Origin of the sequence: Bacillus cereus group sp. BfR-BA-01492, assembly GCF_022662815.1 — a bacterium.
Classification (GTDB): Bacteria; Bacillota; Bacilli; order Bacillales; family Bacillaceae_G; genus Bacillus_A; species Bacillus_A cereus_BD.
Genome location: NZ_JAKUEH010000021.1, coordinates 1 through 25194 on the forward strand (window position 1 = coordinate 1; position 25194 = coordinate 25194).

The window sequence follows — 25194 nt, forward strand, 5'->3', positions numbered from 1 at the left end:
TCTTTTTAAATTCTGCATTAAATTTCTTGTTTGCCATACGGACACTTCCTCCTTGAAATCCATTGTAAGGACTTAACTAAGTTGTGTCCATATGACTATACTAACTCCAATGTTTTTTAGTAATTGTTAGCATTGTGTTCAGTTGTTTAGGGACATTAATAAGTAATATAAATGCGATGATTAATTTTATAGTTATTATCATGGAGTTAGAAAAACAATTAATAGATATATTTAAAAATACATTTACAGAGGCCCCATATATTATTATTGATTTGATATATATATTTCTTCTCATCCGTTTAATTTCAAGGTCTATAGAGATTGGATTAGCATTTTATAATGATACTGTGAAAGCAAAAATGAATTCAGATTTATTAATTGGTGAACGTTCCACTAATTTGAAGAGAGGAAATAGAATTTCATTAGCTGTGCATAGCTATATTGAATTAATATTATTAATTTCACCACTTTATTTTATGAAGCCAGAATTAATAACTCCTATTTTATTAGATAAACATCAACAAAGCTTTTTATATCTAGATTATATTTTATATAGTGCTTCTGTTTCAGCCTTTAATATTTCATTTGATATGGTTAATTTGACAAGTTTAGGGAAATTTATTCATGTATTGCAAGTGTTTATGAGTATAATTCTTGTAGTATTATCTGTAGCTACATATTTAGGATTTAAAGATAACATGAATGAATTTGAAAAAGCAGATTGGGAGAAAGGTGAGAAGTAACAAAAAATATTAAGAAATTAATTTAACTTTTTACATTTCCAAGCTATATTCCCAAAAGGAGAGAAAATCATGGATAAGAACGAAATAATTCAGTTGTTAAAGGATAAAATCCCTAACGATCATCTTTTAAAAATGCATGTACATGAGATTGAAAAAATTCCACCTTATCAAAAAGTATCATCTTTTATATTCACGTTTGTTGAGGCGTTAGAATTAGTAGATAAGTCAATTCCTCAGTATTCTAAAAGAATAATAGAATGGATTAGTACTTTAAATAATAAAGAGCAGTTGGAACAAAACTATGCTGTTCTTAGCGAGGTTTTAGTTTTAAGTAAGGCTGCTCAGGTGGCTGATTCAACTCAAGGGGGTCCTTTTATTCAAAGTGAACCAAGAAGCTCGAAAAATTCAAAAAATCCTGAGTTTCGTTCAAAGCTATCGGGTAAATACTATGCAGGAGAAGTAAAAACACCAAGTTTAAAAGTTTTCAAAGAAAAGAGACAGTCAGGATTTCAAGTTACCACGCATTTACCAGATAGAGAATTAATTTCGATTGATAATATAATTAATCCCAAACTACTTACTGTTAAAGACTTTTTAGTAAATACAGAAGAAAAGTATTCTGAGTATATTTTAGAAGATCAATTTAAAGAGGATTTTCGTTTCTTATTTATAGTATGGGATGATTTTATAAATGAAGTAATATCCGCTCTAACTAGTCCTTTTTGTGGTTTATTTACTCCTAACTCTTTTTATAAAGAATCTAATTTTGGATTAATAAATGGGGTGTTTATAATCAGACATCTTCATCAATTTCATTCGGGAATCAATGACTATGTGCTGTTAGATGGATTAAAAAATGCCTTTGAATGGAGTGGGGATAAACGTAATACTTTAATGAGTGCGTTTGTTCAAAATCCTTATGGAAGAAAAGTTCCAGATGTGTTTCTTAATAAATTTAATGTGGTACCTCCGAATGAGATGACTTTTGGAGCGGAATATCAGCCTACGGACTGGATTGACTGGCGTACAGGAATAGGGATTAGTGGTTTAGAATCAATACCGGTTGAACATCATAGTGAAATCTTTAAAATAATAAATAATCAGGATGTTTTTCCTATGGAACCACGTATAAATTATCAAAGCGCACATCATTCCGTTATAAATCTAGACAGAATATTAGCAGATGCATGTAATGAAGATGGAAGAGTCTTAGTTGAAAAATTTATAGAATCATTTAAAAGTACTTATAAAATAACACTTAGGATGCAATCGGCTATAGAGAAGAATTATAAACCTCAATTGCTTGAAAGAGAAGCCCATCGGAATGAAATAAATGAGAAACTAAGCAAGGTTACTCAAAATAAAAAATAATAATAAATATTTTTTATTTTTAATATATGGTAAAAAGCCTAGTCCTTGTGTTAATCATTCTTTTAGTTCTTTATATTATAAATACGTCATTACGACTTTATGGGATTTTTAAAGAAAAAAGAGGTGAATAAAGTGTACAAGTTTGAGGATAAAGAGCAACTGCTTTCTTTTTTACATGATGAGGTATTAACGACGCCAGAGGTAATGGATGTTTTAGGGATTAGTAAAGCGAGAATTAGTAAAATGATAAAAGATGGTAAACTTGTACCATTTAAGAAAATGGAACGAGTGAGTTTGTTCCTACGTGAAGACATTGAAGAGAAGAAGAAGGAATTAGAAGTCCTGCGTAGTAAATATAGACCATATGAAGAGGAATAGTCATTTTTGTCGAAAGCTTAATTAAGATAAGTATTACGGAAAAATACTTTAACTTTATATTAAGTTTTATTGATTTTATTTCAACCTCCTTTTATTCTTATATAGAGGAGGTTGATTTGTATGAGAAAATTGCGTAAAGACATTAAAGCAATCGCCCAATTAGTTATATTGATGGCGGCTTTTACATTATTATTTGTAGTATTTAATGCTATAGGAAATATGAAAATGTTAGTAGAGATGATTCAAGAAACTTCTAAGTTAGGAATAAGTATAATAATAGGTTTAATTGCGATTGCAATTGCTTGTATGTCTTTTCAAAGTCAAGAAGCTAGAAAAGAGAATAAAAGTTTTTATATGAATTATTTGACGTTGATGCTTATTGCATTACTCTTTTTACTAACTATTTTTTGGTTTCCTTATTTATCGCTAAATTCTAATAAATATATGTTTTATTTCGTTTTTATAGTTTATTTTCTTATTGGGACAGTTTTGTTAGGTCTTTCATTAATTGGGACTCATAAAATTATTAAAAAGGCATTCGAATAAAATTAATTGAAGAAATAATCCTAATATAAAGGGTTATTTCTTTTATTATGGAGATAGAAAAAAGAGATGAAGATAATTCATCTCTTTTATACGTTCTTGTTTTCAGCAACACCTAAATGCTTTTTTAATGCATCTTGCAACACTTGTGAGTAGTTTACATTATTAGCTTTTCCCATTTTATCAAGCCAATGAGGAATAGTTAATGTTTTCTTTACTGCTTTATTTTCAATTTCACTACGGAACGGTGGCATCCATACTTCAATAAAGCCAATAACTTGATTCTCTTTAGTTTGGATAGAAGTTGGATTAGAAGCTGATGGAATACTTCCTTTTTGCTCTTCTATTTCGTATAGATGAGTTGCTAATGTCTTTTTAGCCATTTCAAAAGCATCCTCATAGTTATCACCATTAGTATGACAATCTGCAAAGTCAGGAAAGGTAACAGTAACCTGCTCATTAGAAAAATCAAAAATAGATGGGTAGATGTAGCGATCTTGGTAAGTGCTCATTTGTTTTCCTCCTGCTAAATATAGTGTTATGGATTTACTTCTTCAATTTCTTGATAATCGAAATGGTGAAGACCAGAATCCATAAAATAATAACAATTAGGTAGATAGTGTCTAACATTTGTAAATTAGAAAAGTCGGTAACAATAAAGAAACGAATTGTTAAAAACAAACAAATAGTATTTAAAATCAATGAAGTTTTTGACATATAGATATGGGAGATGATAATATTTTTTTGAGAAACCCAACCAGTTGGTTGAGTTTTCCAATGGGTTACTTGCGTTTTCTTCGCTTAGGTTTTCTGCTTGGTCGGCTGGAACCTTTGCGTTGAGGACGCTTATTTTTTTCTTCTTTGCTTTCTTTGAGAAGTATGTATATCGCTAAGATGAAAGAAGAAATCCCGCTTACTTTGTCTAAAATATCTAGAATGTCCATCTCCCTTATTCCCTCCTTTCTATACTCTTATTATAACACGTATTATAATACGTGTAAAGGTGATTCGATTAATTAATCTATATTTTTTTATAAAATAATATAAGAATATATAATGTTGAAAGGGGAGTCATTGATAGTATTGGCATTCAATATAATTTTGTCCAATAAGAGGTAAAAGCTTTATTTTTGTCGTACAAAAGCCATCTAATAATAGATAGGGATTAAAGACAATTATGTTATATAAAACTTCATTTACCGTATTGGGTTTCATATAACTTTATATAAAGGATAACCGTTCAACATTGAGCGGTTATTTGTTTTGAGGTGGATGCATGGCAAAGGAATATGCAAAGAAGTTTTATAAATCCACAGCATGGAAGAAGTGTAGGGATTCATATTTTAAATATAGATATGGATTATGTGAGAGGTGTAAAGGGACAGGAAAGATTGTTCATCATAAGGACTATATAACACCAGAGAATATAAATAATCCAGAGATTACATTGAGCTTTCATAACTTAGAACTTTTATGTCAGGATTGCCACAACCGTGAACATCATGAGAAGAATAGTCCAGTTGTTGAGGGAGTAATGTTTGATGAGAATGGGGATTTAATACAAAAAGAATAAAAATCAAAATAAAAAATGAACGCTGATATTTCCAAAGAAATAAAAGCCCCCATTTCAAAATCTTTTTCAAGCTCTCGAAGGACCGATGAGATACCTTCAAAAAATAAATTGGTCATTTCACGTGACCCCCCTACCCAAAATGCAGAAGAGATGAGGTGTTATTTATGGCGATAAAGAAAGAACTAACAAAAGAAGAACGGGTTAACAAAGAAATAAACAGACTTAAACGTATATATAAAGAAATGCCAAAAGATACCCTCTTGGTAGTAGAGGGGCTAATTGTTGAAGCGGCAGATTTGCGTGTTCGACTAGAAGATGTACGTAAAGATCTTGATGAAAATGGTTACGATGAAATGTTCTCGCAATCAGAGAATCAAGAGCCATATGAAAGGGAAAGACCAGCAGCAAGAAGATATATAGCTATGAATAAAAGTTATCAAACGATAATGAAGCAGTTGGGTGATTATATTCCTAAAAAAACACCAGAGCCTAAAGAAAAAGGCGATGGATTTGATGATTTTATAAACGCTCGTGATTAAGTATCCTTTATCATATAACCCGATTCTAGAGTACTGGAATAAAATAAAAACTGGACAGGAAATTGTATCGGATAAAGTTAGACGAGTTTATAAAAAAATCGTCACTGATTTAGGAAGTGCAAAAAGTGAATGGGAATATAACGCCAACAGAGCAAACCATGCTATAGAATTTATTGAAAACTTTTGTAAACATAGTAAAGGTAAGTTGGGAGGTAAACCATTTTTACTTGAGCTATGGCAAAAAGCTATGACAGCAACGTTATTTGGATTTGTTCATAAAATAGAAGGAACAAGGAAATACCGTGAGTTTATATTAATAGTAGCCCGCAAGAATGGAAAATCTGCATGGGGTTCAGCTGTTGCGCTTTATATGATGGTTGCTGATAATGAACCAGGACCGGAAATTGTATCAGCAGCAACGAAAAAAGACCAGGCTAAAATCATTTGGTCTGAGGCAAAACGTATGGTAAAGAAGTCTCCAGTTTTATCAAGGCGAATCCGTACTTTAGTTGCTGAAATGATTTCTGATTTTAATGATGGTTCATTTAAACCCCTTTCTAGTGATTCAAATACATTAGATGGACTTAACGTACATTGTTCATTAATTGATGAATTACATGCTATTGAAGACAAAAATCTTTATGATGTAATTGTCGATGGTATGACGGCTCGAGAACAACCGATATCAGTAATTACAACTACAGCCGGAACAGTTCGTGAAGGTATCTTTGATATTAAATATGAGGAAGCTGAACGTATTATTAATGGATATGATGATCCAGATGGTTATAAGGATGAACGTGTTCTTCCTATTATTTATGAACTAGATAAACGGGAAGAATGGGTAGATGAATCGTGCTGGGCAAAGGCTAATCCTGGTTTAGGAACTATTAAAAACACTGATCAATTAAGAAGTAAAGTTGAGAAAGCAAAAGCAAATCCAATGTTGGTGAAAAATCTACTGACAAAGGATTTTAATGTGAGAGAAACTTCAAGCGAAGCTTGGCTGACGTTTGAACAGCTCAACAATACAGCAACATATAACATTGAAGAATTAAATCCATCATATGCTATTTGTGGAGTCGATTTAAGTAGTACAACCGATTTAACGTCAGCATGTATAATTTTAAAATTACCAAACAATGAAACAATTTACGCTAAACATATGTATTGGTTACCCGAGGATCTATTAGAGCAGCGAACAATTGAGGATAAAATTCCATATTCAACATGGTATGATATGGGATTATTAAGAACTACTCCTGGAAATTCAATTCATTATAAATTTATAGTGGATTGGCTTGTTGAATTGAGGGAGGAATATGGTATCTATATACCTTGGATTGGGTACGATAGTTGGTCGGCGAAGTACTTTGTTGAAGACTTAAAACTTCATTTTGGGGCAGATGCTACAATACCAGTTATACAAGGGGAGAAAACACTTTCTGCACCAATGAAAAAATTAGGTGCAGATTTAGATTCTAAATTAATAAATTACGGAAATAATCCATTAACAAAGTGGAATCTTAGTAACGTAGCTATTGATATAGATAAGAATTTAAACATTCAGCCTTGTAAGACAAAGAATCAACGTCGCCGTATAGATGGGGCTGCAAGTTTACTCAATGCGTATGTAATATTACAAGAAAAATGGAACGATTATCATAATATGATATAATGCAAATAAATTAGATTAGCTATCAGATTTGAAACACCTTCACTGTTAAGACAAATTAATGCTCGATAAATAAACACAATTTGGAGATGTTTTTTTATTATGTCGAAAATGGGTATATATAGGATTCTTAATTTAGTCAATAGAAAGTTCTATGTAGGGAGTAGTAACAATTTACTTAAAAGAAAAAGAGAACATTTTGGTGCTTTAAAAAAGGGTGAGCATACTAACTCATACTTACAAAGAGCTTACAATAAATATGGCGCGAATAATTTTATTTTTGAAGTTGTGGAATATATAATTGGCAGTGCAAAATTATTAGATAAAGAACAGTACTATATAGATATTTTAAAAGCTTGTGATAGAAGTGTTGGGTATAACATAAATGAAAACGCTACAGGTGGTGGACTATTTGGGGAGAATAATCCTAATTTCGGTAAGCCTATGTCAGAAGAGCAAAAAGAGAAAATTAGATTAACACTAACTGGTCATTCAGTATCCGAAGAAACAAGAAAAAAGATAAGTATTGCACATAAAGAGAAGAGGCTTAAAGAAAAACATTGGAATTATGGAAGACCGCAGTCTATAGAACAACGTATGAACCATTCAAAAAAGATGAAGGGTAGATACGTTGGTTCTCAAAATCCTTTCTACGGCAAAAAACACGATGAACAATCCAAAAAGAAAATGAGTGAAAAAAGAAAAGGTGTGTACATAGGTGCTAATTGTTCAACATCTATACCTATAGTGCAATTAGAAAAAGACGGTACTTATGTAGCTAGATTTGAAAGTATTAATGAAGCTCAAAGAAAAACAGGTATTTGGGCTTCGAATATACAAAAATGCTGTCGAGGTAAGGCTAAAACTACTGGTGGTTACAGATGGATGTATTTAAAAGAATATGAAATATTAAAGTCGACTAATTAGTCGGCTTTTTATTATGTATAAAAGGAGGTGAGAATTTGGGGTTATTTGATAAGGTATTTGGAAAGAAACAGGCTCCTACTACAACTCGTTTTGAAATGATAAACGATAATGGTGGAGGTTTTTTTGCGTGGAATGGGGACATCTATCAAAGTGATATTATACGAGCTTGTATACGTCCTAAAGCAAAAGCAGTTGGTAAGCTGATAGCCAAGCATATACGAGATAACTCTACTGAATTTAAGGTGAATCCAGATTCCTATATGAGATTTTTACTGGAAGAGCCTAATCCATTGATGACAGGACAAATGTTTCAAGAGAAAATGGCTGTTCAATTAGAGTTGAATCATAATGCATTCGCTTATATAAAGCGTGATGATTTTGGTTATCCTACTGAGATTTACCCTATTCCATGTACAACAGTTGAAGTTGTAGAAGGGGCACAGGGAGACATCTTTTTAAAGTTTTATTTTAAAAATGGTAAGCAGATGACGATTCCGTATACAGATATCATTCATTTGCGTAAAGACTTTAATGATAATGACTTTTTCGGAGAGCATCCTGGTAATGCATTAGCGCAGTTAATGGAGATTGTTACGACTACCGATCAAGGTATTGTTAAAGCAATTAAAAATAGTGCAGTAGTAAAGTGGATTCTTAAGTTTAAGTCAGTATTGAAACAAGAAGATATTGAGAGTCAGGTTAAAAACTTTGTGAATAACTATTTGAATATCTCAAATGATGGTGGAGCAGCATCTTCTGATCCGAGGTATGATTTAGAACAAGTAAAACCTGAAGCGTTTGTACCAGATTCCAAGCAGATGCAAGAAACCGTACAACGTATTTATAATTTCTTTAATACAAACGAAAAGATTATCCAAAGTAAATACAATGAGGATGAATGGACAGCTTATTATGAATCAGAAATTGAACCATTTGCAATGCAGCTTGCTGGGGAATATACCAGGAAGCTTTTTTCGCGTCGAGAAAGGGGATTTGGTAACAAGATTATCTTTGAATCCTCTTCACTTCAATACGCTTCTTTAAGTACAAGTTACAGCTACAATCAGTTATAGGGAGAGATATAGATGAGAACGCCAAGTGGTGAATTACATGTTTGCGATTTTAAAACAGGACAGATTGTATCAAGCATTCAGCCCGCAGATTATTGGGATGATAAACGACATTGGGAAATCAAAAATAACATTGATACCTTAGAGTTTCGAGTATTTGATAATACAAGGCATTCGTCCACACTTATGCAGCAAAACTTAGTATTAAAAGAAGTGCGCGATGGACGTATTGTGCCTTATGTAATTACTGAAATTGAAAAAGATTCCGATGATAGATCAGTAATTGCTTATGCATCAGGAGAATGGATTCAACTTGCTAAAGCTGGAATTATCCCTCCACAAAAATTAGAAGGTAAAACCGTAATTGAAATGGTTGATATCGCTCTTGCGGGCACAAAGTGGCAAAAGGGGAATTTAGAATATGTTAGTTTCCGTTCTATGACAATCGATGAATTTATTGATCCGTTGTCTTTTCTTAAAAAGATTGCTTCTTTGTTTGAGTTAGAAATTCAATATCGCGCTGAAGTTGTAGGCTCTCAAGTTGTTGGGCGTTATGTAGATATGGTTAAGAAGCGTGGTCAAGAAACAGGGAAAGAAATAACCCTTGGTAAAGACTTGCTGGGAATTAAACGGATTGAAAACTCTCAAAATATTTGTACAGCCTTATTAGGTTTCGTAAAAAAAGAAGGCGGAGAATTCATTACCATTACAGAAATAAATAAGGGTGTTCCTTATCTTGTGGACAATGATGCTTTCCAAAGATGGAACGAGAAAGGTAATCATAAATTTGGTTTCTATAGTCCAGAAACAGAAAACGATGACATGGATGCCAAACGTTTAATGACTCTTATGAATACAGAGTTAAAAAAACGTGTAAATACATCTGTTTCTTATGAAGTTGAAGCACAATCAATTGGTCGTGTGTTTGGATTAGCTCACGAATTAATTAACGAGGGCGATACGATTCGAATAAAAGACACTGGATTCACACCTAAGCTTTATTTAGAAGCTAGGGCAATTTCTGGTGATGAATCGTTTAAAAATCCATTGCAAGATAAATATGTATTTGGAGATTATCATGAAATTATTGATCCGAATGAAGAATTAAGAAGGATTTACAATCGTATTCTTAGTTCGCTTGGCAATAAACAAGAAATGATAAATCAGCTAGATAAGTTAGTGAAAGAAGCGAATGAAACGGCTAGTAATGCAAAGAAGGAGTCAGAAGCAGCAAAAACACTTGCTGAAAAGGTACAAGAGAATATTAAAAATAATACCGTGGAAATTATTGAATCAAAACACCCACCAACAACAGGACTCAAAGACAGAAAAACATTATGGCTAGATATTTCTAATGGTAAGCCGGGCATTTTAAAACTCTGGAAAGATGGTATTTGGGACCCAGTTGTTCCTGATGTGGAATCAGTTAAAAAAGAAACAATAGAGCAGGTCAGCAAAGATATTGAATCCACAAAAACAGAATTAAATCAAAAGGTTCAAAGTGTGGAAGGTAAAGCGCAAGAAATAGCTGGACAAATAGTCGGTGTTCAAAAGCAAGTTAATGACAAAGTTGATCAAACGTGGATTAATAATCAATTAGAAGATAAGGCTGATAAATCTGGCGTTTATACGAAAGATGAAATTAAAGCTGGTTTTATTGGTAAACAAACCTATGAAACTGATAAACAGGGTAATGTTCAAAAGTTCAAGGACGTTAATACATCTATTAGTCAAACAAATGAAGCTCTTAAACAAAAAGCAGAGAAGTCGGATCTAACAAAAACTAATGATGGTTTAACTAAACTGCAAAACAAGACAAATGAAATTGAAACAACAGCTAGTGGTACAAAACAAAAGTTAAGTGAACTAGAAACAACCGTTAATAACACGAATATTGGTGTAAGAAACTATGTTCTTGATTCTGATAAATTTATATTACCACCTAACACTGTGCAAGGTTTCAGTTTTGTTAATGATTTAAAAGACTTACAAGGTAAACAGGTTACATTGAGTGTTTATGTTGAAATTAAAAATGCAAAAACTGGTGTTAATCCATCTAATAGAATTGGTTTTGAACCTTCTATACGATATTCCGATAATTCAATTCAACATCTAGGTGCTTGGTTAAGAATAACAGATGGTATGAATTTTAAGGGTGTAATAAGCACAACTGTGTGGATAAAAGATATAGGGATATTAAAAACAGAACAGAATGCAGTATATATTCAATGTGGCGGAGACTATGTAAAAGTAGGTAGACCGAAAATAGAAATTGGAAACAAAGTGACAGACTGGACACCAGCGCCAGAAGATAATGTTTCTAATACGGACTTCACTAAAAAAACAGTAGAAATTGAGACGACTATTAAAGGCATAAATACTTCTGTTTCTAATGTACAGAATGAACAAGGGAAGCTCGCAGAACGCGTTACTAAATCAGAGCAAACAGCGGATGGATTTAAGCAATCTATTGAATCGCTAACTAAAAAAGATAGTGAAATTAGTAATAAATTAAATACGGTTGAATCCACTGTAGAAGGCACAAAAAAGACAATTTCCAATGTACAGCAAACAACAAGTGAATTAACTAAAATAACAACTGAAATTAAAGAAGAAGCTAGACGTACAAAAGAACGAATGGAACAAATTAATAGTAAAGTTGATAGTTTAGAAGTCGGTGCGACTAACATGATTAATGGAACAGAATTCATTAATGCTAATGGTTGGAGCCGTTGGGGGAATTACGGTGCTGTTAATGTTATAAATGAGAGTGCTTTAACTTCGTTGCCAACTCCTTATTCACTACGAATGGAAACTGTAATCGATGGTAAACAACAAATTGTGCCTAATGGAACGCAAGTTGGTATGCGGTCACATGATTGTAAATTTAAAGTTAAAAAAGGTCAAAAATATACGGTTTCATTCAATGTTGCAACTAGTGAGTTAGGCTGGTTATTGGATTACGTTTACATTATGTATACGGTTGAAGGTGGAAACAGAAGAATTCCTGATATTAACACTTTAGATTTTCCAATTGTAGCTAAGATCAACGATAGACAGAATAACAATTATTATAGAGTTCATTTTACATTCACAGCCGATAGAGATGATGATCAAGCATTTTTGCTTATCACAGGTACTACAAAACGAGCGTTAGATGGAAAAAATGGTTACGCTTGGATTAGAGTTAATGCCCTTAAAATAGAAAAAGGTACTATAGCTACTGACTGGGACACCTCAAACGCTGATAAAGTGTCGTTAAATGAATTCACTAAGAAAACAACCGAGATTGAAAAAAGTGTAGGTGGCATTAAAGAAACAATAACAAAAGTAGAAAATAATCAAAGTGGATTTGATAAACGTGTTACTGAGGTAGAGAAGACAGCAAATGGAATCACTCAAAATGTTTCTAAATTACAAGAGACTCAAACACAGCAAGGGAAAACATTAACTCAAGCTACTACAACGTTAGAGCAACATTCTGAGGCATTGAATTTAACAATGAAAAAGAAAGACGTTGAAAATTATGTTGGGGGTCTTGGAGCGATCAATGAGATTCTCGATGCAGGTTTTACTCAAGGGAACAAGTACTGGGGGTGGTCGAATGGGCATGCTATAGACCCAAACCTAAAGTATAAAGGATACAACTCGTTTTCTATGCACACTACGGGACAAGACCAGGATAGATGGTGGGGTGCTTTTGGGCAGTTTATAGATTGTTCTCCTTATGAAGACATTGTTGTTTCGGCTTACTTTAACACTGATGGGAAAGTGCCTATTGATAATGGTGTGTATATCGAGATGGAGTTTTGGCAATCGAATAAAACAACCAGAATTTCAACTGCTAGAGAAAGGGTTCAAATCATTAACAATACTTGGATTAAATCTACTTGTACAGCTAAAGCTCCAGCAGGAACTGGGTTTGTAAGATTTCGGCCATACATACAAAGAAATGGTAGAGCTTGGTTTTGCATGCCTATGTTACAGCGCGGGAAAGTAGCTACAGAATTTTGGTTACACCCTAAAGATCAAGTTGATGCTGATAAAATGCTAGAAGATATAGCTAATAGAGTAGCAACTGAGCAATACAATCAAAAGATGACTCAAATCGATAACCGTTTTAGTGTTAATGAGAAAGGTATTGATTTAGCAGCAAAAAAGACAGAGGTGTATACACAAACTCAATCTAATGATAAATTCGCTACGAATGCTTATGTAAGGAATATGGAAGGACGTATTCAAGTTACTGAGAAGAATATTCTTAGTACCGTAAAAAAAGGTGAAATCATTTCATCTATCAATCAAACGGCAGAAAAGATTAAAATTTCAGCCAATCTAATTGATTTGGTAGGTAGGGTAGAAGCATCTTGGTTAAAAGCTGGATTACTCCAAGGTATGACTATCAAAACAAGTGCTACTAAAGAATACCTCCACATGGAAAATCAGGTTATTCGTTTTGTAAACCAAGGCTCTGCCAAAATTGTGATGGGATTTGAAGATGAGAGAAAAAGTACAACACGTAACCCATATATAATCCTTGGTGAAGGTGATGGGACTGGTAGGAATATTGGAAGTATCTACAAAGATGGAAATGGCGTTTACTATCGCTATGTAGATTATAATGGCGCTGAAAGTAATATTCGTCTAACGAATGCAGGTAATATCGGTATAACAGCTCAAGATGGGATTTGGTTTACAGCCAAGAGAGCTAACTTCACGTCACCAATTTCAACATCAGGTATATTATTCAACTCATTTGGAAAGATTCCTTTGTCTCAACAAGGGGTTCTATGGATGGGGAATGGTTATAGAGGATTTGGAGCTTACTACCACGATGGAAAAGCATGGAACTTTATAAGTAGCTCACAGTGATGAAAGGAGAAAATGAAATGAGTCAATTTTTAGGTGTTTTAGGAACAGTTGGTGAAGATGGGACAATTAAAATCCCATTGGATATGCTGGAAACAGCAGGTATTAAACCAAATACAAAAGTGGAATTATTCTCTGATACTTCTAATCTGTTCGTTAGAACTGCAGAAAGGTTTTGTGATATTTGTGGTGTGAATACAAATACAACAAGAATCGGTAATCAGGAAATTTGCAAAGATTGCTTAGACAGAATTACACAAGCTTCACAGGAAAAACAGAATGTACCTTCTGAATAGAGCAGTAGCAAATCGCAACTGAAAGGATTATGACTATAAAAATTAATAAATAGGAAACCAGAGCAGCCATAAGCTGGTCTTTTTTTATTGTCTAAAAAGGGGTGATTAAAGTGGAGGGGTTACAAGAAGTAAGAAGTGATGTTCAAGAAATAAAGCAAGATATTAAGGACATTCGCTTAGAGATTAAAAGTTTAGAAATGCGGACAACAGGTAACGAGAAAGACATTATCAATATCAATAAGCAATTAGATAAGATTAGCGCTAATACAACTTGGATCTTACGCCTTATTGTTGGTGGGCTTATTGGAGCGGCTCTGACCTTCTTCTTGAAAGGAGGTGGTATGTAATGTTTGAAATTACGGTAATGATTGGTGTTGTTGTAGGATTATCACAAATTGCAAAAACAGTTGGGATGCAAACAAAATATGTTCCGTTACTAAATTTAACGCTTGGCATATTGCTAGGCGTTTTATTTTTGTCTCAGGATATCAAAACAAATATATTTCAAGGAATCATTATTGGGTTGTCAGCAAGTGGATTATTTGACCACACAAAAATTATAAAAAAGGATGCCGATGTAAAATGAAAAAGAAGTGGAAACATATTTCATCTATAGTTATAGCTATGATTTTAGTATTATCAATTGGAACAAACGTATTTGCTGATAGGGTTTTGATTATTCCTGATTTACCAAAACAACCATACCGTAATGGTGTTGGTGCTTATGAAGGTGTTGTAGCGCATTCTACAGCTACCCCAGAAGCTCCAGCTATTAATATTCAAAAATATGAGTCTCGTACATGGCGTTCAGCGTTTGTTCACTATGCAGTTGACTGGAATGAAAAGATTCAAATTGCATCTACTAAATATCGTGCATGGGGTGCAGGTCCAGCAGCGAATGCAAGATTTGTTCATGTTGAATTGTGTGAAACAAGTGATGCAATGAAATTTAAACGTTCTTACGAACGATATGTAGAGTTGATTGGGGAAATATTACGGGAACGAAATATTCATCCTTCTAAAGGATTATGGACACATAAAGATATTACTTATAAATTAGGTGGTACAGATCATGAAGACCCACTTGATTATCTTCGTAGTCATGGTGTATCAGAGGCTAAATTCCGAGCAGACGTGTTAAAGGCTTATAACGGGAAATCTGTTACGGTGGATGCAAAACCACAGAAACCAAATGAAATACTTGGCACAGTACAGGTGAATGGTGTTGCGTATATTGAGGGATACAATGTAAATCTTCGTTCTGGACCATCAACAGATAATAGTGTTATTCGTAAACTACAAAAAGGAGAGGCTTATAAAGTATGGGGTAAATTAGGAAACTGGTTAAACCTTGGTGGTAACCAATGGATTTATTGTGACTCCTCATATATCCGTTACAATGGGACAGATGCTTCTACCATGACTGGTAAAAGGGTCATTTCTAAAGTGGACAATTTACGTTTCTATGAATCTCCATCTTGGCAGGATAAAGATGTTGCTGGTACTGTAGATGTAGGATTAGGATTCACTATTGATGCTAAAGTAAGTGTAAATGGATTCTCACAATATAAAGTACACAACAGCAAAGGGAAAACATACTATTTAACAGCAAATGAAGTTTATGTATATGTGAAATAGAAAAAGACCGCCTGTAATAGGCGGTCAATTATTATTTTAATTTGTTATATTCGTAGTTTCTACGAGTCCTAAATCAATTGAGTTTGTCTTCCTATATATCGATTCTTTTTTGAGGACGGTCTAATATTATTTATTGCTATTTAATATAGCCTGAAGAGATTGTTCTACTTTATACATTTCACCTAATATAGGATTATCATAATCACTACAAGAGTCGAGATATGCTCTAACTCCACCAAAAATCTTGAAATCTAGTCTGGATAGTGAAGAAAGTTCTTTAGTTTCTAATACGACTACAGCTGCTTTGTAACGTTTAATTATATCATCAATCATTTTTTTCTCTTTAACTTTATTTTCTTTTTCAAGATTTTTAATAATATTGTTCATTTGTTTTTTTAATTCAGTAATATTTTGAGTATGCATTAGTATTTAAATACCTCCATTTTCATTTCAATTACTTATTTGCAATTTTTCCAACTGGTGTAAGACTAGCTACAGCCATTCCTCCAGCAAAAATTCTTTCCCAAGTAGAAGGATCAATACCGTTCCAAGCGCGTCGGATATACGTATTCATTTCGCTGATAATTCTCTAAGGAAAATGGATATAAAACGTAAAATATCAATCTTAATTAATAATTTCAAAGGGGAAAAAGATAGTGGGAAGAGTATGGGAAAATAAATAAAGGCGACTTCATGTAGAAGTCAGCCAATTAAATTATTACAATTCTTTATTTTTTTCTTTTTTAAATTCTTTTTGTTTGTCGAGCCAAATATGAATTAAATTTACTAATTCAATCGTTTCTATCTCGCAAAATGCACCTTTATCATCTTCGGCCAAATTGTCTAGAACGGTAGTTGTATCTTTTCGAATTTCTAAACCACAAATATTGCCGTTTACTTCCCCGTAATCCTTTTCTCCGTTTAAAACACTATGTATTTCTTCTAAAATCCAATCTCCAAAAGCGGAAACTTCAACATATACAAAGGTTCCGACAAGTTCAATTTCTTTTGGTAATCTCATGATTAATACGTCATTATCAAGCACTTCAAAACTATATTCATATTTCATTTCTAATATACTCCCTTAAATTTATTGAAAATAGAGTTTATTCTTTTGGAAAAGCAGAGATAATTTTCCCGTTGCTATCTATATACATGGTTATCTCTATACCATCTGAACCTACTCCTTTGTATGTATTACCGATTATATGCCTTTTAGTATTGTATGCTTCATTGACATTATCTACAATCTTTTGTGAGCTCCATTCTTTAGGGAAAAATGTGGAGAACCCTCCATTTGCAGTCTTAGGAGTTCCATTTACTTCTATTTTAGCTTTATAGATGCCCTGATCATTTACTATTTCTTCTGTTCCTCTAATAATTTTCCCTGGTGTATTTTCTAATGCTTCAGAATGATAACCAACTGCCTTACCACTTCTATTTATTTCACCTTCTAGGATATGTTTAAGTCCATTTGGTTTGAAGTTTTCTGTTCCTTGTAGACTAGAAATGGCTTCCTGATTAGAAAGTGGTGGCGTATGATTTTCTTCAAAAGAATTACTCTTTCCAGGATTCCCTTCACCTTTAGCAAACTGATAAGTTGATAGTTTTTCTTCGGCTTGTCTAAAAGTAGTATTGTCAAATACAGATTTGATACCATTACTACCCGCAAAAGCAAAGTTGTCACCTTTATTAAATAATTGACCAGCTTTTGATATACCTTGAGAAAATTTGGCACCTTGCGCTAGCTTTGCAGCCTTACTGACCCCTTTATCTCCAAGAAGACCTAATCCAATTTGTGTTAAAGCATACGATCCCCATCTTGCACGTGTTTCTGCATCCCCATTTATCACATCTTTATTAAAAGAGTCGGATAACGCATCCCACATAGCAGGTAAAGCTTCATCTAAATGGGTGACAGTGTAGCCCATGCCTTTCCAAGTTTCCCAGTCACCTAATGCTTTTATACCGTCGATTGTATCTCCAACAGCAGCTCCCGTACCGTCTACTATACCATCCCAAACTTTTCCTAAGAAAGATTTTTCAGGTGATTTACTAGGTGTAGTTTCTTTTGGAGTCGTTACATCTTCGTTATCTGCAACGCGGAATTTTTCAGCAATTCTCTTTAATTCTTCTTCAACATGCACAAGTGCATTGATAGCTGTGAATGCGGATGGTCTTGCATTGTTAAACATTTGAACGAAGTTTTGATTCGATGCACCTGTCCATTGAAAACACATGTAATCAATTTGATTGCATAAATTATTATGTATGGATTCTAATGCATGCTTAGTATCATTAGCCCGTTTTGCAACTTGTTCTAATTCTTCAGGTGTAATTTTTATTTGAACCATTTTCTTCCTCACGCTCCCGATTAAAATTATGAGGCAAGAAGAAAAAAATGTAAATATAGAAAATTCGTATTACTGTATTAAGGGGCATTTAAGAGGATAATTTTAATCATATGAATAAATTTAAAGCCCACTCTCTTGAGTCGGCTTTTTTGCTACGATATTTAAAATTTACTTTTAGATAATGCCTTTAGTATTGGATTTATGATTTTACTTAATAAACGAAACGCATTAAAAATTGAACTGACCACTTTCATAAAGTTAGAATCTCTTTTTATTTTAAACACCTACTTTCGGAATTCTGCTTGTAGAATAAAGTTTTCTTTTATACTTCCTTTATATGTATACATGATTCCGTTTTTCTTATATGACTTTGTATAGTCCTTACTAAATATTTTTTCGTCACTAAGACCAAGCTCTTGTTTAACGAGATTACGATCTCCGAAACTTAATGAATTATCCATTGTTCCTATTAATAATAAGAAAGCAAATTTGAAATCTTCCTGCTCAGTTAAATAAGCATTTGGAGTCATACCTAGTGATGCTTTTTTTATATGTTTATCTTTATCAGTGTCTAAGAAGATAATAATATTGTTTGATAAAGCAATAGATGTTCTACCGTCGTCTAAAACTTCAGTGGAATTAATTTTTAATTTTGTTTTTTCTCCCATCTCTTTTAATGCACTATTTATTCTGTCCTTATATTCATCTACTGTTAATGCCGAGTTTGTATTCTTTTCTTTTTCTACTTTTTGTGTAGTCTGTTGGGTATCAGAAGGTGTAGCTGTGGTTTTTTCTGTTTTCTTGCCGTTACTACCAATTCCAACCGCTACAATAATAATAATGATAACCCAGAACCACCATTTTTTATAAAAAGGTTTTTTCATAAATAATTCCTCCTTATTTATATCGCAAAATTAAATATAGCAGATATAGTTTAAGAGTGTAAGGATTATATTTCATTTAGAGGTAAAATATTCTTGATAATTAGTTGACTTAAGTCAACTTTAAGTGTATAATAAGAGTATAAAGAACAGGAGGTGAACAAAGTGGATTGGATAATAATCTTAGGTGCTATAGCTACAACAGCAACGGTTTTCTCTCAAGTAACCGCAGGTGTTAAAAACATCGTAGATACATACTACAAGGTGAAAGAGGAAAAACAAAAGAGTCGCCCCGACCAAGGAAACGACTCAGAATAAGCACACAGGGGAGGGAAACCTCTCCTGCATTTAAGATTATATCACATTCCATATTATTATGAAAAAATTTATCTGGACGAATCTACCTGTAGTCATTGTTTTAGTGTTTATTGTATCAATTCTTGATTATGATAATTTAAACACTTGGGGTTATATCTGTATCGTTGGTACCATACTAGCGATAATTCTAATGGTAATCAACATGGTTATTTTGTATATAAAGGAGAAGAAAAATGTATAACTTTGAAACTAAGGAAGAACTAATAAAATTCGTAAATGACGAAATAGTGAATACTTCAGAGGCACTGGAGATTTTAGAATGCTCGAGGCAGAATTTAAATAAGTTGGTGAAGTCGGGGACGTTAGTGCCGATTAAAGAAATGGTTCGAGATAGGCTGTTTTTTAAAAAGGATATTTTAAATAGGAAAGAACAGATGAAGAAAAAAACTGACTAATATTATAGTCAGTTTTTTTTTTGATACCATTTGTGGCAAATAAATTTAGAGTAAATGCCCATATATAGCTATTTTATTTGTCGAAATTTAAAATTGAACAAGAACATTCGTTCTGTTACAATGAAAGTGCGATTAAATTCTATGAAATAAATGGAAAAAGTATTGATTAACCCTTTGAAAAAGTTGAAAATAAAAATAAAAAAGAAAAAGGGTGAAGGCTAGTGTCAATAAATGAAACTTTTAAGAATTCCTGTAAAGATAATGAAAGATTATGGAGAGCGGTGGGGGTTTCAATTGATTTAATTAATGAATTATCAGTAGAGCAAATAGAGATTAGATTTAAAAGTTTGTTGAATAATGTGACTCTTAATGAGTTAAAAGAATTAGCAACACTTTTTAATGTGGAGTTAAAAGATACAAGAAAAATGGAACAAGTGAACTGTTTTAATAGTGTTCCATTTGAATCTCAAAAAGAGGTTGTTATACTAAGAGATTTTTTAAATAGAAAGAAAAAGAGTGTTATTAGATACTATAATTCTGTAGCAATTGATGAAAATTTCGAGACAATTTTTAGACAATCTCAAATATGTCAATTATTTCAGTTATTGAATAAAAATCATATCCATATCATTCAAATTTATGCTTGGCATAATTGGGATAGTAAAGGAACGGGTACTCAATTTTCATTAAATAAAACAATAGGGTTTAATAAGGTTTATAAGATACCTACAGAGTATGCAACAGATTTTGTGAATCATATGTATGCTAATTCAAACCAGGAGAATAAATATAGAGTATTTTCATTTGCAGAATTAGAAAAAAATAAGATTGTAGTAATGCTATATAGACAGGTAAATGATGCATCAAAGCCTGATTTTGATGAAGCATTTAGGAATAAAGAAGTGGTTTCAATTATGTTTCAAATTGATGTTACAGCAGGACTTTTAGAAATCAGATCGAAATTTCAAAGAGAAAAAGAGGGCATTAAAAATTACATAGAAAAAACATTTGATACATCTTTAACTGAGATTAAGCCAGAATTATTTACTAAATATGAGCCAGAAGAGGTTAAAGGTGCTATTTTAGAGGGAATTCCACCTCAAAATAAAGAAGTTTCAGATTTTATGGTTAACAAGATTGTTTTTAGAAGTAGTCCTTTAATTAACTCACCAGGTTTAACATTTGAATTAAAAAATGGTGATATTTTTCTTTCTATTAAAGATGCTTATACACGTGAATGTATTGATTTAGAAAGTCTTAAAGATATAGAAAGTATTTCATTTAAGACCACTAAAGTAAGTAGAACTATTAGGTCAACGGTATTAGAAGATGGGAATATCATATTTTCTATAGATGATAGTGGGATTGAACCAATAGTAAAAGCTGAAATACAAGAAAAGTTTTTGTGTAAATTCGGAATCCCGTTGAACAAATTAATATCAAATACTAAATTTACAGTTGGAAAAGCTGACGTGACAGATTATTTGATGACACTTTCATCGAATAAAGATTTTACAGACATAGAACAAGAAATTTTCAAGAGATTAATGGAAGATAAAGTTATTTTTGAAGAATCTGAAATAACTATTTCTTGTGAAAATCCAAATTGTGATTACACAGAGACAACAAAAATTATTTTACCTGAATGTCCAAGTTGTGGAAATCCTAAATTAAGAAGAGATGGATATAGTACTGTGAAAATTTCGATACAAGAGGTGAGAAATTTTGTTAAAAAATTAGTTAAAACTTTTTGTAATAAAACTGACTGGGAGTTAAATAAAGATACAGAGAAAGAGTACTATAAAAATAAGTATAAATTTATTAATTTAGATAATGAACAAACAAATGAATCCTTGCAAATCCTTATTCATCAAGGAGCTATTCCAAATAGGGTACTTGAAAAAATAAATCGTTCATTAACTCCTACAGTTATAGTATTTGTGGGAATTCTCGAAAAAAATATAGAAAAGTATAATAATAATTGTATATTTCCAATTAACTTTGGACGAGTGTATAACATGGAAGAGCCAGAGGAATTTTTTGAGGGTATTTATGAATCTATAAAATATCGAGCTAAATCTTATTTATCAAGTATTGCAGCAAAATCACTAGAAATGCTTGATAATTTACCAGAACCACAATTAATAGGGAAAGCATATTCACCTTCCGATTTTGAGGATGATGTATTTAATATTCTCAAGGATATATTTCCAAATGCAGATAAATGGGGAAGTAAAATGACTGGGAAAGAAGTACCAGAAGGGATTTTTGCTTTGTCTTATAAAGTTTCAGAAGGGGGAGAAGATAAACAACATCAATATGTCTTTTCATATGATTGTAAATTGAATAAGAATACTAAAGGGTATGATTTATCTAAAGGTGAACAGAGAAAGGCTTTAGATTATGTTGAGATGCTAAATCAAATTAGGCACATTACTAAATATAGTAATAAAAAGCAATTGAGTGCTCATATATTTATCTCTAATAACTTTGACAAAAATAATTATGAAACAATGGCGGCTCATTTTTATAAGAAGCTCCCTAGTGGTTATGATACAAGGCCTATTTTTTTACCTATTGAAGTATTAACATACTTACATGCTGAGTATAGGAAAAACTATCAACAACTAAATAATGCTAGAAACATTTTTATGGAAGGTTTGCATAGAATATTGATAACAGATAAATTAGTGATTGAAAAAGATGATATAGAAGAGGTTATGGAAGAAGCACTTGATGAAAAACTGGCCGATCACTTAGAAATCGATACTACTAAGGTAAGAAGGAATGTACTGAAGAAACTAAAAAAATAAAAAGAGGGGATGAATGATGGAGTATGCAATAAGATCCTCTGCAATTGTTGATTATGAAAGAATTTTTTTGAAGAGCATTGAGAAAACTATTAAAAAAATGATAAATACTAGTTTCTTTTTGAAACAAGATTATGGTGAACTAAGTATTGTCTTTTATGAAGATTTTCTAATTACAATTAGGATTGAAAATGGAGATATAACGGAGTTGAAAAAGAACAGCTACGAATGTTTTATCCCAGACTCATTTTTAGAGAATCTAGCCAGTATTGAAAGTCTGCCACCAAGGTTAAATCGATATAAATATTTGGGGTTTAGTCGATTTAGAAACGAAATTAAAGAATCTTTAAAGCATGGGAAAATAATTACAAGTAATAATGATGTGTTTTGGAAAGATTACAACATTACATTAACAGTCGATCAAAATATAACCCTTGCAGATGTGGTTAATTAGAATATATAATGTGAATAGACACTAGCAATAATTTAGCTGTACCTGTTTATAGGTATGGCTTTTTTTATTTAATGTTTTAAAATTAAATGAATTTGATTATAGATTTTGTAATATGTTTAGTAAAGTTTATCCACCCACAAACCCACCCACAATTCACCCACAAAATTAAAAAAAGTGATGAATCACTATGAAACATCACTTTTATAAAACCTTGATAAATCAACGTTTTTGGCGCGATTTAAAACTTGATGATTTCAGAGGATATATTCCGCACGCAAGTTCACCAATGGGAACGCGATCAATATATGACTCTTTATTAAGAGGGAGAAGCCTTGATACTACGGTATCGGGCTTTTTTTGTTGTGGGCGGTCGGTTTTAATTGTACTGCTTTTTTGATATTGCCCACAAAATGCCCACAATAAAATTATTCAAGGGTGTTTTGCATATGTTCCTCAAATTGATTCATTGCATCTCTATCTATTTTTTGCTGATGTGTGAATAAACATCGAATGTTATCTGTACACTGTCATGACCAAGACGTTCTAATAAATACTTCATGCTCACACCAGCTTCAAGTTGTAATCAAGAATGCATAATAATCTTTTTTACTTGTGTTTCCTCCATTAGTTTTATGAATTTGAAATTAATATATAATATTTATTATAGTTCATTTTATAAGCAGAGGGCTATTTCAGCCATGCTTGTTTCAAGATTTCTTGTGTAAGTCCAACGCCTAAATCTTTATGGGGATGTGGAACTGGAATCTTCTTCCCTGTTGCTGGATGTTTGAAATAATGGTGACTACCATATACACGATGTTTTTCCCTCTCCTATAAATTAAATACGTAATATCGGACCATCTTTTGTTCCGGTTCTACCTGATGAAATTGATGGTTCAAAAGATTGGGACATGTCTTATGTTCTTGTATCGCTTTTGCGATCTATTTATAAGGATTCGCTCGATGAACCGTTTGTTCAATACGTGTATACGCTTCACGAGGTGTTAAAATCGTTTCTTTTGTAACGCCTGCTTTTCGAGTTCGTCTACTATTTAATATGAAATCTTTCTTTTACTTTTGAAGGTAAATCATCTTTTTGAACTTCTTCGTAGGATTTTATCTCTTTGTGATTGATCTCTGTATTGTTATTATCTTTTTGATCGATATAAAGGCGTATGAAGGCATTTTCTTTAAGGGGTTTATTTTTGGGTTTTACACTTCCAAATGTAACTGTTTTTTCTACCCCATCCTTATTATAAGTAGGTAAAGTATAGAATCGTTGGTTCCCTTTTACCTCACCGTTGTTTGTAATTTGTACATAGTATTGTTCTGTTCCCATTCTATTTATAGTAGGTGATCTTTCGCATCCAATAGCAAAGCTAGAAAACAGTACGAATAATACAGATATAACTAATAATTTTTGCATATAACTCTCTCCTTGTTTATGTATATAGAAAATTATAGTAAAGAGTGTATAGTGAAAAAATTGATTTTAGTGACATTAATATTACAAAACTGTAAGGGTTAGCTTATTAAAGATTTTTAATAAAATAGTTATTTGTGCGACACGTTTCCTTATAAGTGTGTATCACGAAATAGGAATGAAAGCCGCACGTACAGTGTTAAGCGGGGGAAAGATGGAGATAACTTCAAAGTTTTACCTATCGCAACGAAGGAGATTGATAGCTGAAATGCCAAGGACATATCAGCTATCAATGAAGTAGTTATTGAATCTTATTATTAAGTTTTTAATTTGGATTTTTGCTCTCATTTTGAGAAGAGCTTGTACCAAAAATTAATCCGGACATTGCTCCGATTAAAGTCGGTAAAATTATACTCCATGCTGCGAATGACATAAATCCCCCTCCTAATGATAAAATGTTGTAACTATTTATTTTATTATATATTAATTTTTTGATACAAAGTAGGAGAAAGGTTAGAAAACTAAACAAAATCTTTATTTTAGTTTAGCATTTGCGTTTACAACATGAAGATGAACAAGGTTTATGATGGGGCTTAGGACAAGGGATAAAAGGAGTTTTAGAAGTAGGACAAGGAAATGCAATTGGAGGAAACTTACAATGACGTTTAGAGCAAGAACATGACTTTATTTTTTTACAAACGCAGTATTCAGTTCGATAGCAACGGTCTTTCATAAAAATATCAACCTCCTTTCGTAATAGATTCATGATAGTATATGTAATTTGAAGCAAAGCGCTTGTTTGAAGACCTAGTATTAGATGTTTTAATAGATTTTGATTTGTTTTAAGAGATAAGAATTTATCCCGCATTAACGGGTA

The 25194-nt window shown here is 32.4% G+C and carries 24 protein-coding genes and 4 pseudogenes; 18 read left to right on the forward strand and 10 right to left on the reverse strand.

The features are described 5' to 3' along the window. Window positions 1-176 precede the first annotated feature (176 nt). The 4 genes from MR063_RS18825 (at window position 177) to MR063_RS18840 (ending at window position 3038) form a co-directional block, all read left to right on the forward strand. Complete coding sequence (locus MR063_RS18825) at window positions 177-743, forward strand: hypothetical protein (protein WP_242200723.1); 567 nt, start codon at window positions 177-179, stop codon at window positions 741-743. Window positions 744-812: 69 nt separating this feature from the next. Continuing rightward, window positions 813-2114: a hypothetical protein gene (locus MR063_RS18830; RefSeq protein WP_242200724.1), complete on the forward strand. Its 1302-nt coding sequence runs from the start codon at window positions 813-815 to the stop codon at window positions 2112-2114. A gap of 99 nt (window positions 2115-2213) precedes the next feature. Continuing rightward, window positions 2214-2492, forward strand: coding sequence for a helix-turn-helix transcriptional regulator (locus tag MR063_RS18835; RefSeq protein ID WP_003159543.1), 279 nt, complete (start codon window positions 2214-2216; stop codon window positions 2490-2492). Window positions 2493-2612: 120 nt separating this feature from the next. Continuing rightward, complete coding sequence (locus MR063_RS18840) at window positions 2613-3038, forward strand: hypothetical protein (protein ID WP_242200726.1); 426 nt, start codon at window positions 2613-2615, stop codon at window positions 3036-3038. A gap of 86 nt (window positions 3039-3124) precedes the next feature. Here MR063_RS18840 and MR063_RS18845 read toward each other — a convergent pair whose 3' ends face one another. Both MR063_RS18845 and MR063_RS18850 read right to left on the reverse strand, forming a co-directional pair. After that, window positions 3125-3547 (reverse strand): type II toxin-antitoxin system HicB family antitoxin, encoded by a 423-nt coding sequence (locus MR063_RS18845; protein WP_242200728.1) that lies wholly within the window; start codon window positions 3545-3547, stop codon window positions 3125-3127. A 270-nt stretch (window positions 3548-3817) separates the two neighbouring features. Then, window positions 3818-3979 carry a hypothetical protein gene (locus MR063_RS18850; protein WP_000352022.1) on the reverse strand — a complete coding sequence of 54 codons (162 nt, stop codon included), beginning with the start codon at window positions 3977-3979 and terminating at the stop codon, window positions 3818-3820. A 332-nt stretch (window positions 3980-4311) separates the two neighbouring features. On the opposite strand from MR063_RS18850, the gene MR063_RS18855 reads away from it, so the two are divergent. The 10 genes and pseudogenes from MR063_RS18855 to MR063_RS18900 all read left to right on the forward strand — a co-directional run bounded on the left by MR063_RS18855 (window position 4312) and on the right by MR063_RS18900 (window position 15622). Beyond that, window positions 4312-4608, forward strand: coding sequence for an HNH endonuclease (locus MR063_RS18855; protein WP_144477526.1), 297 nt, complete (start codon window positions 4312-4314; stop codon window positions 4606-4608). A gap of 164 nt (window positions 4609-4772) precedes the next feature. Continuing rightward, entirely contained in the window at window positions 4773-5147 is a 375-nt protein-coding gene (locus MR063_RS18860; RefSeq protein WP_242200730.1) for a hypothetical protein, read from the forward strand. Then, window positions 5140-6825: a terminase large subunit gene (locus MR063_RS18865; RefSeq protein WP_242200731.1), complete on the forward strand. Its 1686-nt coding sequence runs from the start codon at window positions 5140-5142 to the stop codon at window positions 6823-6825. The genes MR063_RS18860 and MR063_RS18865 overlap by 8 nt, the downstream gene beginning before the upstream one ends. Before the next feature lie 99 nt (window positions 6826-6924). Beyond that, entirely contained in the window at window positions 6925-7749 is an 825-nt protein-coding gene (locus MR063_RS18870; protein WP_242200733.1) for an NUMOD3 domain-containing DNA-binding protein, read from the forward strand. A gap of 35 nt (window positions 7750-7784) precedes the next feature. After that, window positions 7785-8819, forward strand: a pseudogene (locus MR063_RS18875) (phage portal protein); the annotation flags it as partial. A gap of 15 nt (window positions 8820-8834) precedes the next feature. Next, a complete protein-coding gene (locus MR063_RS18880) occupies window positions 8835-13691 on the forward strand; it encodes a phage tail spike protein (protein ID WP_242200735.1) in 4857 nt (1618 codons plus the stop codon). 17 nt (window positions 13692-13708) lie between these two features. Continuing rightward, window positions 13709-13984, forward strand: a complete 276-nt coding sequence (locus tag MR063_RS18885; RefSeq protein ID WP_000077308.1) for an AbrB/MazE/SpoVT family DNA-binding domain-containing protein — start codon at window positions 13709-13711, stop codon at window positions 13982-13984. Window positions 13985-14094: 110 nt separating this feature from the next. Continuing rightward, a complete protein-coding gene (locus tag MR063_RS18890) occupies window positions 14095-14331 on the forward strand; it encodes a hemolysin XhlA family protein (RefSeq protein WP_000398741.1) in 237 nt (78 codons plus the stop codon). Then, entirely contained in the window at window positions 14331-14570 is a 240-nt protein-coding gene (locus MR063_RS18895) for a hypothetical protein (protein ID WP_000461736.1), read from the forward strand. Before MR063_RS18890 ends, MR063_RS18895 begins: the two co-directional genes overlap by 1 nt. Then, a complete protein-coding gene (locus MR063_RS18900) occupies window positions 14567-15622 on the forward strand; it encodes an N-acetylmuramoyl-L-alanine amidase (protein WP_242200739.1) in 1056 nt (351 codons plus the stop codon). Before MR063_RS18895 ends, MR063_RS18900 begins: the two co-directional genes overlap by 4 nt. Before the next feature lie 126 nt (window positions 15623-15748). Here the strand turns inward: MR063_RS18900 and MR063_RS18905 are convergent, their stop codons facing one another. The 5 genes and pseudogenes from MR063_RS18905 to MR063_RS18920 form a co-directional block, all read right to left on the reverse strand. After that, window positions 15749-16045 (reverse strand): hypothetical protein, encoded by a 297-nt coding sequence (locus MR063_RS18905; RefSeq protein ID WP_000557429.1) that lies wholly within the window; start codon window positions 16043-16045, stop codon window positions 15749-15751. A gap of 40 nt (window positions 16046-16085) precedes the next feature. Next, window positions 16086-16184: pseudogene (locus tag MR063_RS22230) on the reverse strand (WXG100 family type VII secretion target); the annotation flags it as partial. 156 nt (window positions 16185-16340) lie between these two features. Next, the gene (locus tag MR063_RS18910) at window positions 16341-16691 is read right to left on the reverse strand and encodes a hypothetical protein (RefSeq protein WP_000873112.1); all 351 of its coding nucleotides are present in this window, start codon (window positions 16689-16691) and stop codon (window positions 16341-16343) included. 37 nt (window positions 16692-16728) lie between these two features. Continuing rightward, a complete protein-coding gene (locus MR063_RS18915) occupies window positions 16729-17976 on the reverse strand; it encodes a WXG100 family type VII secretion target (RefSeq protein WP_000249899.1) in 1248 nt (415 codons plus the stop codon). A gap of 284 nt (window positions 17977-18260) precedes the next feature. After that, window positions 18261-18860: a hypothetical protein gene (locus MR063_RS18920; RefSeq protein ID WP_000742853.1), complete on the reverse strand. Its 600-nt coding sequence runs from the start codon at window positions 18858-18860 to the stop codon at window positions 18261-18263. A 162-nt stretch (window positions 18861-19022) separates the two neighbouring features. On the opposite strand from MR063_RS18920, the gene MR063_RS18925 reads away from it, so the two are divergent. The 4 genes from MR063_RS18925 to MR063_RS18940 all read left to right on the forward strand — a co-directional run bounded on the left by MR063_RS18925 (window position 19023) and on the right by MR063_RS18940 (window position 22894). Continuing rightward, a complete protein-coding gene (locus MR063_RS18925; RefSeq protein WP_000383803.1) occupies window positions 19023-19175 on the forward strand; it encodes a hypothetical protein in 153 nt (50 codons plus the stop codon). A gap of 233 nt (window positions 19176-19408) precedes the next feature. After that, window positions 19409-19630 (forward strand): DNA-binding protein, encoded by a 222-nt coding sequence (locus MR063_RS18930; RefSeq protein WP_098435166.1) that lies wholly within the window; start codon window positions 19409-19411, stop codon window positions 19628-19630. 221 nt (window positions 19631-19851) lie between these two features. Further along, the gene (locus tag MR063_RS18935) at window positions 19852-22443 is read left to right on the forward strand and encodes a hypothetical protein (protein WP_242200740.1); all 2592 of its coding nucleotides are present in this window, start codon (window positions 19852-19854) and stop codon (window positions 22441-22443) included. Between the two features lie 16 nt (window positions 22444-22459). Further along, window positions 22460-22894, forward strand: a complete 435-nt coding sequence (locus MR063_RS18940; RefSeq protein WP_242200742.1) for a hypothetical protein — start codon at window positions 22460-22462, stop codon at window positions 22892-22894. Between the two features lie 425 nt (window positions 22895-23319). Here MR063_RS18940 and MR063_RS22235 read toward each other — a convergent pair. From MR063_RS22235 to MR063_RS18950, 3 genes and pseudogenes are all read right to left on the reverse strand, one after another. After that, window positions 23320-23477, reverse strand: a pseudogene (locus MR063_RS22235) (site-specific integrase); the annotation flags it as partial. 104 nt (window positions 23478-23581) lie between these two features. Then, window positions 23582-23704 (reverse strand): annotated as a pseudogene (locus tag MR063_RS21885) (type II toxin-antitoxin system HicA family toxin); the annotation flags it as partial. Between the two features lie 238 nt (window positions 23705-23942). Further along, window positions 23943-24320, reverse strand: a complete 378-nt coding sequence (locus MR063_RS18950; RefSeq protein ID WP_242200744.1) for a YxeA family protein — start codon at window positions 24318-24320, stop codon at window positions 23943-23945. Window positions 24321-25194: the final 874 nt, after the last annotated feature.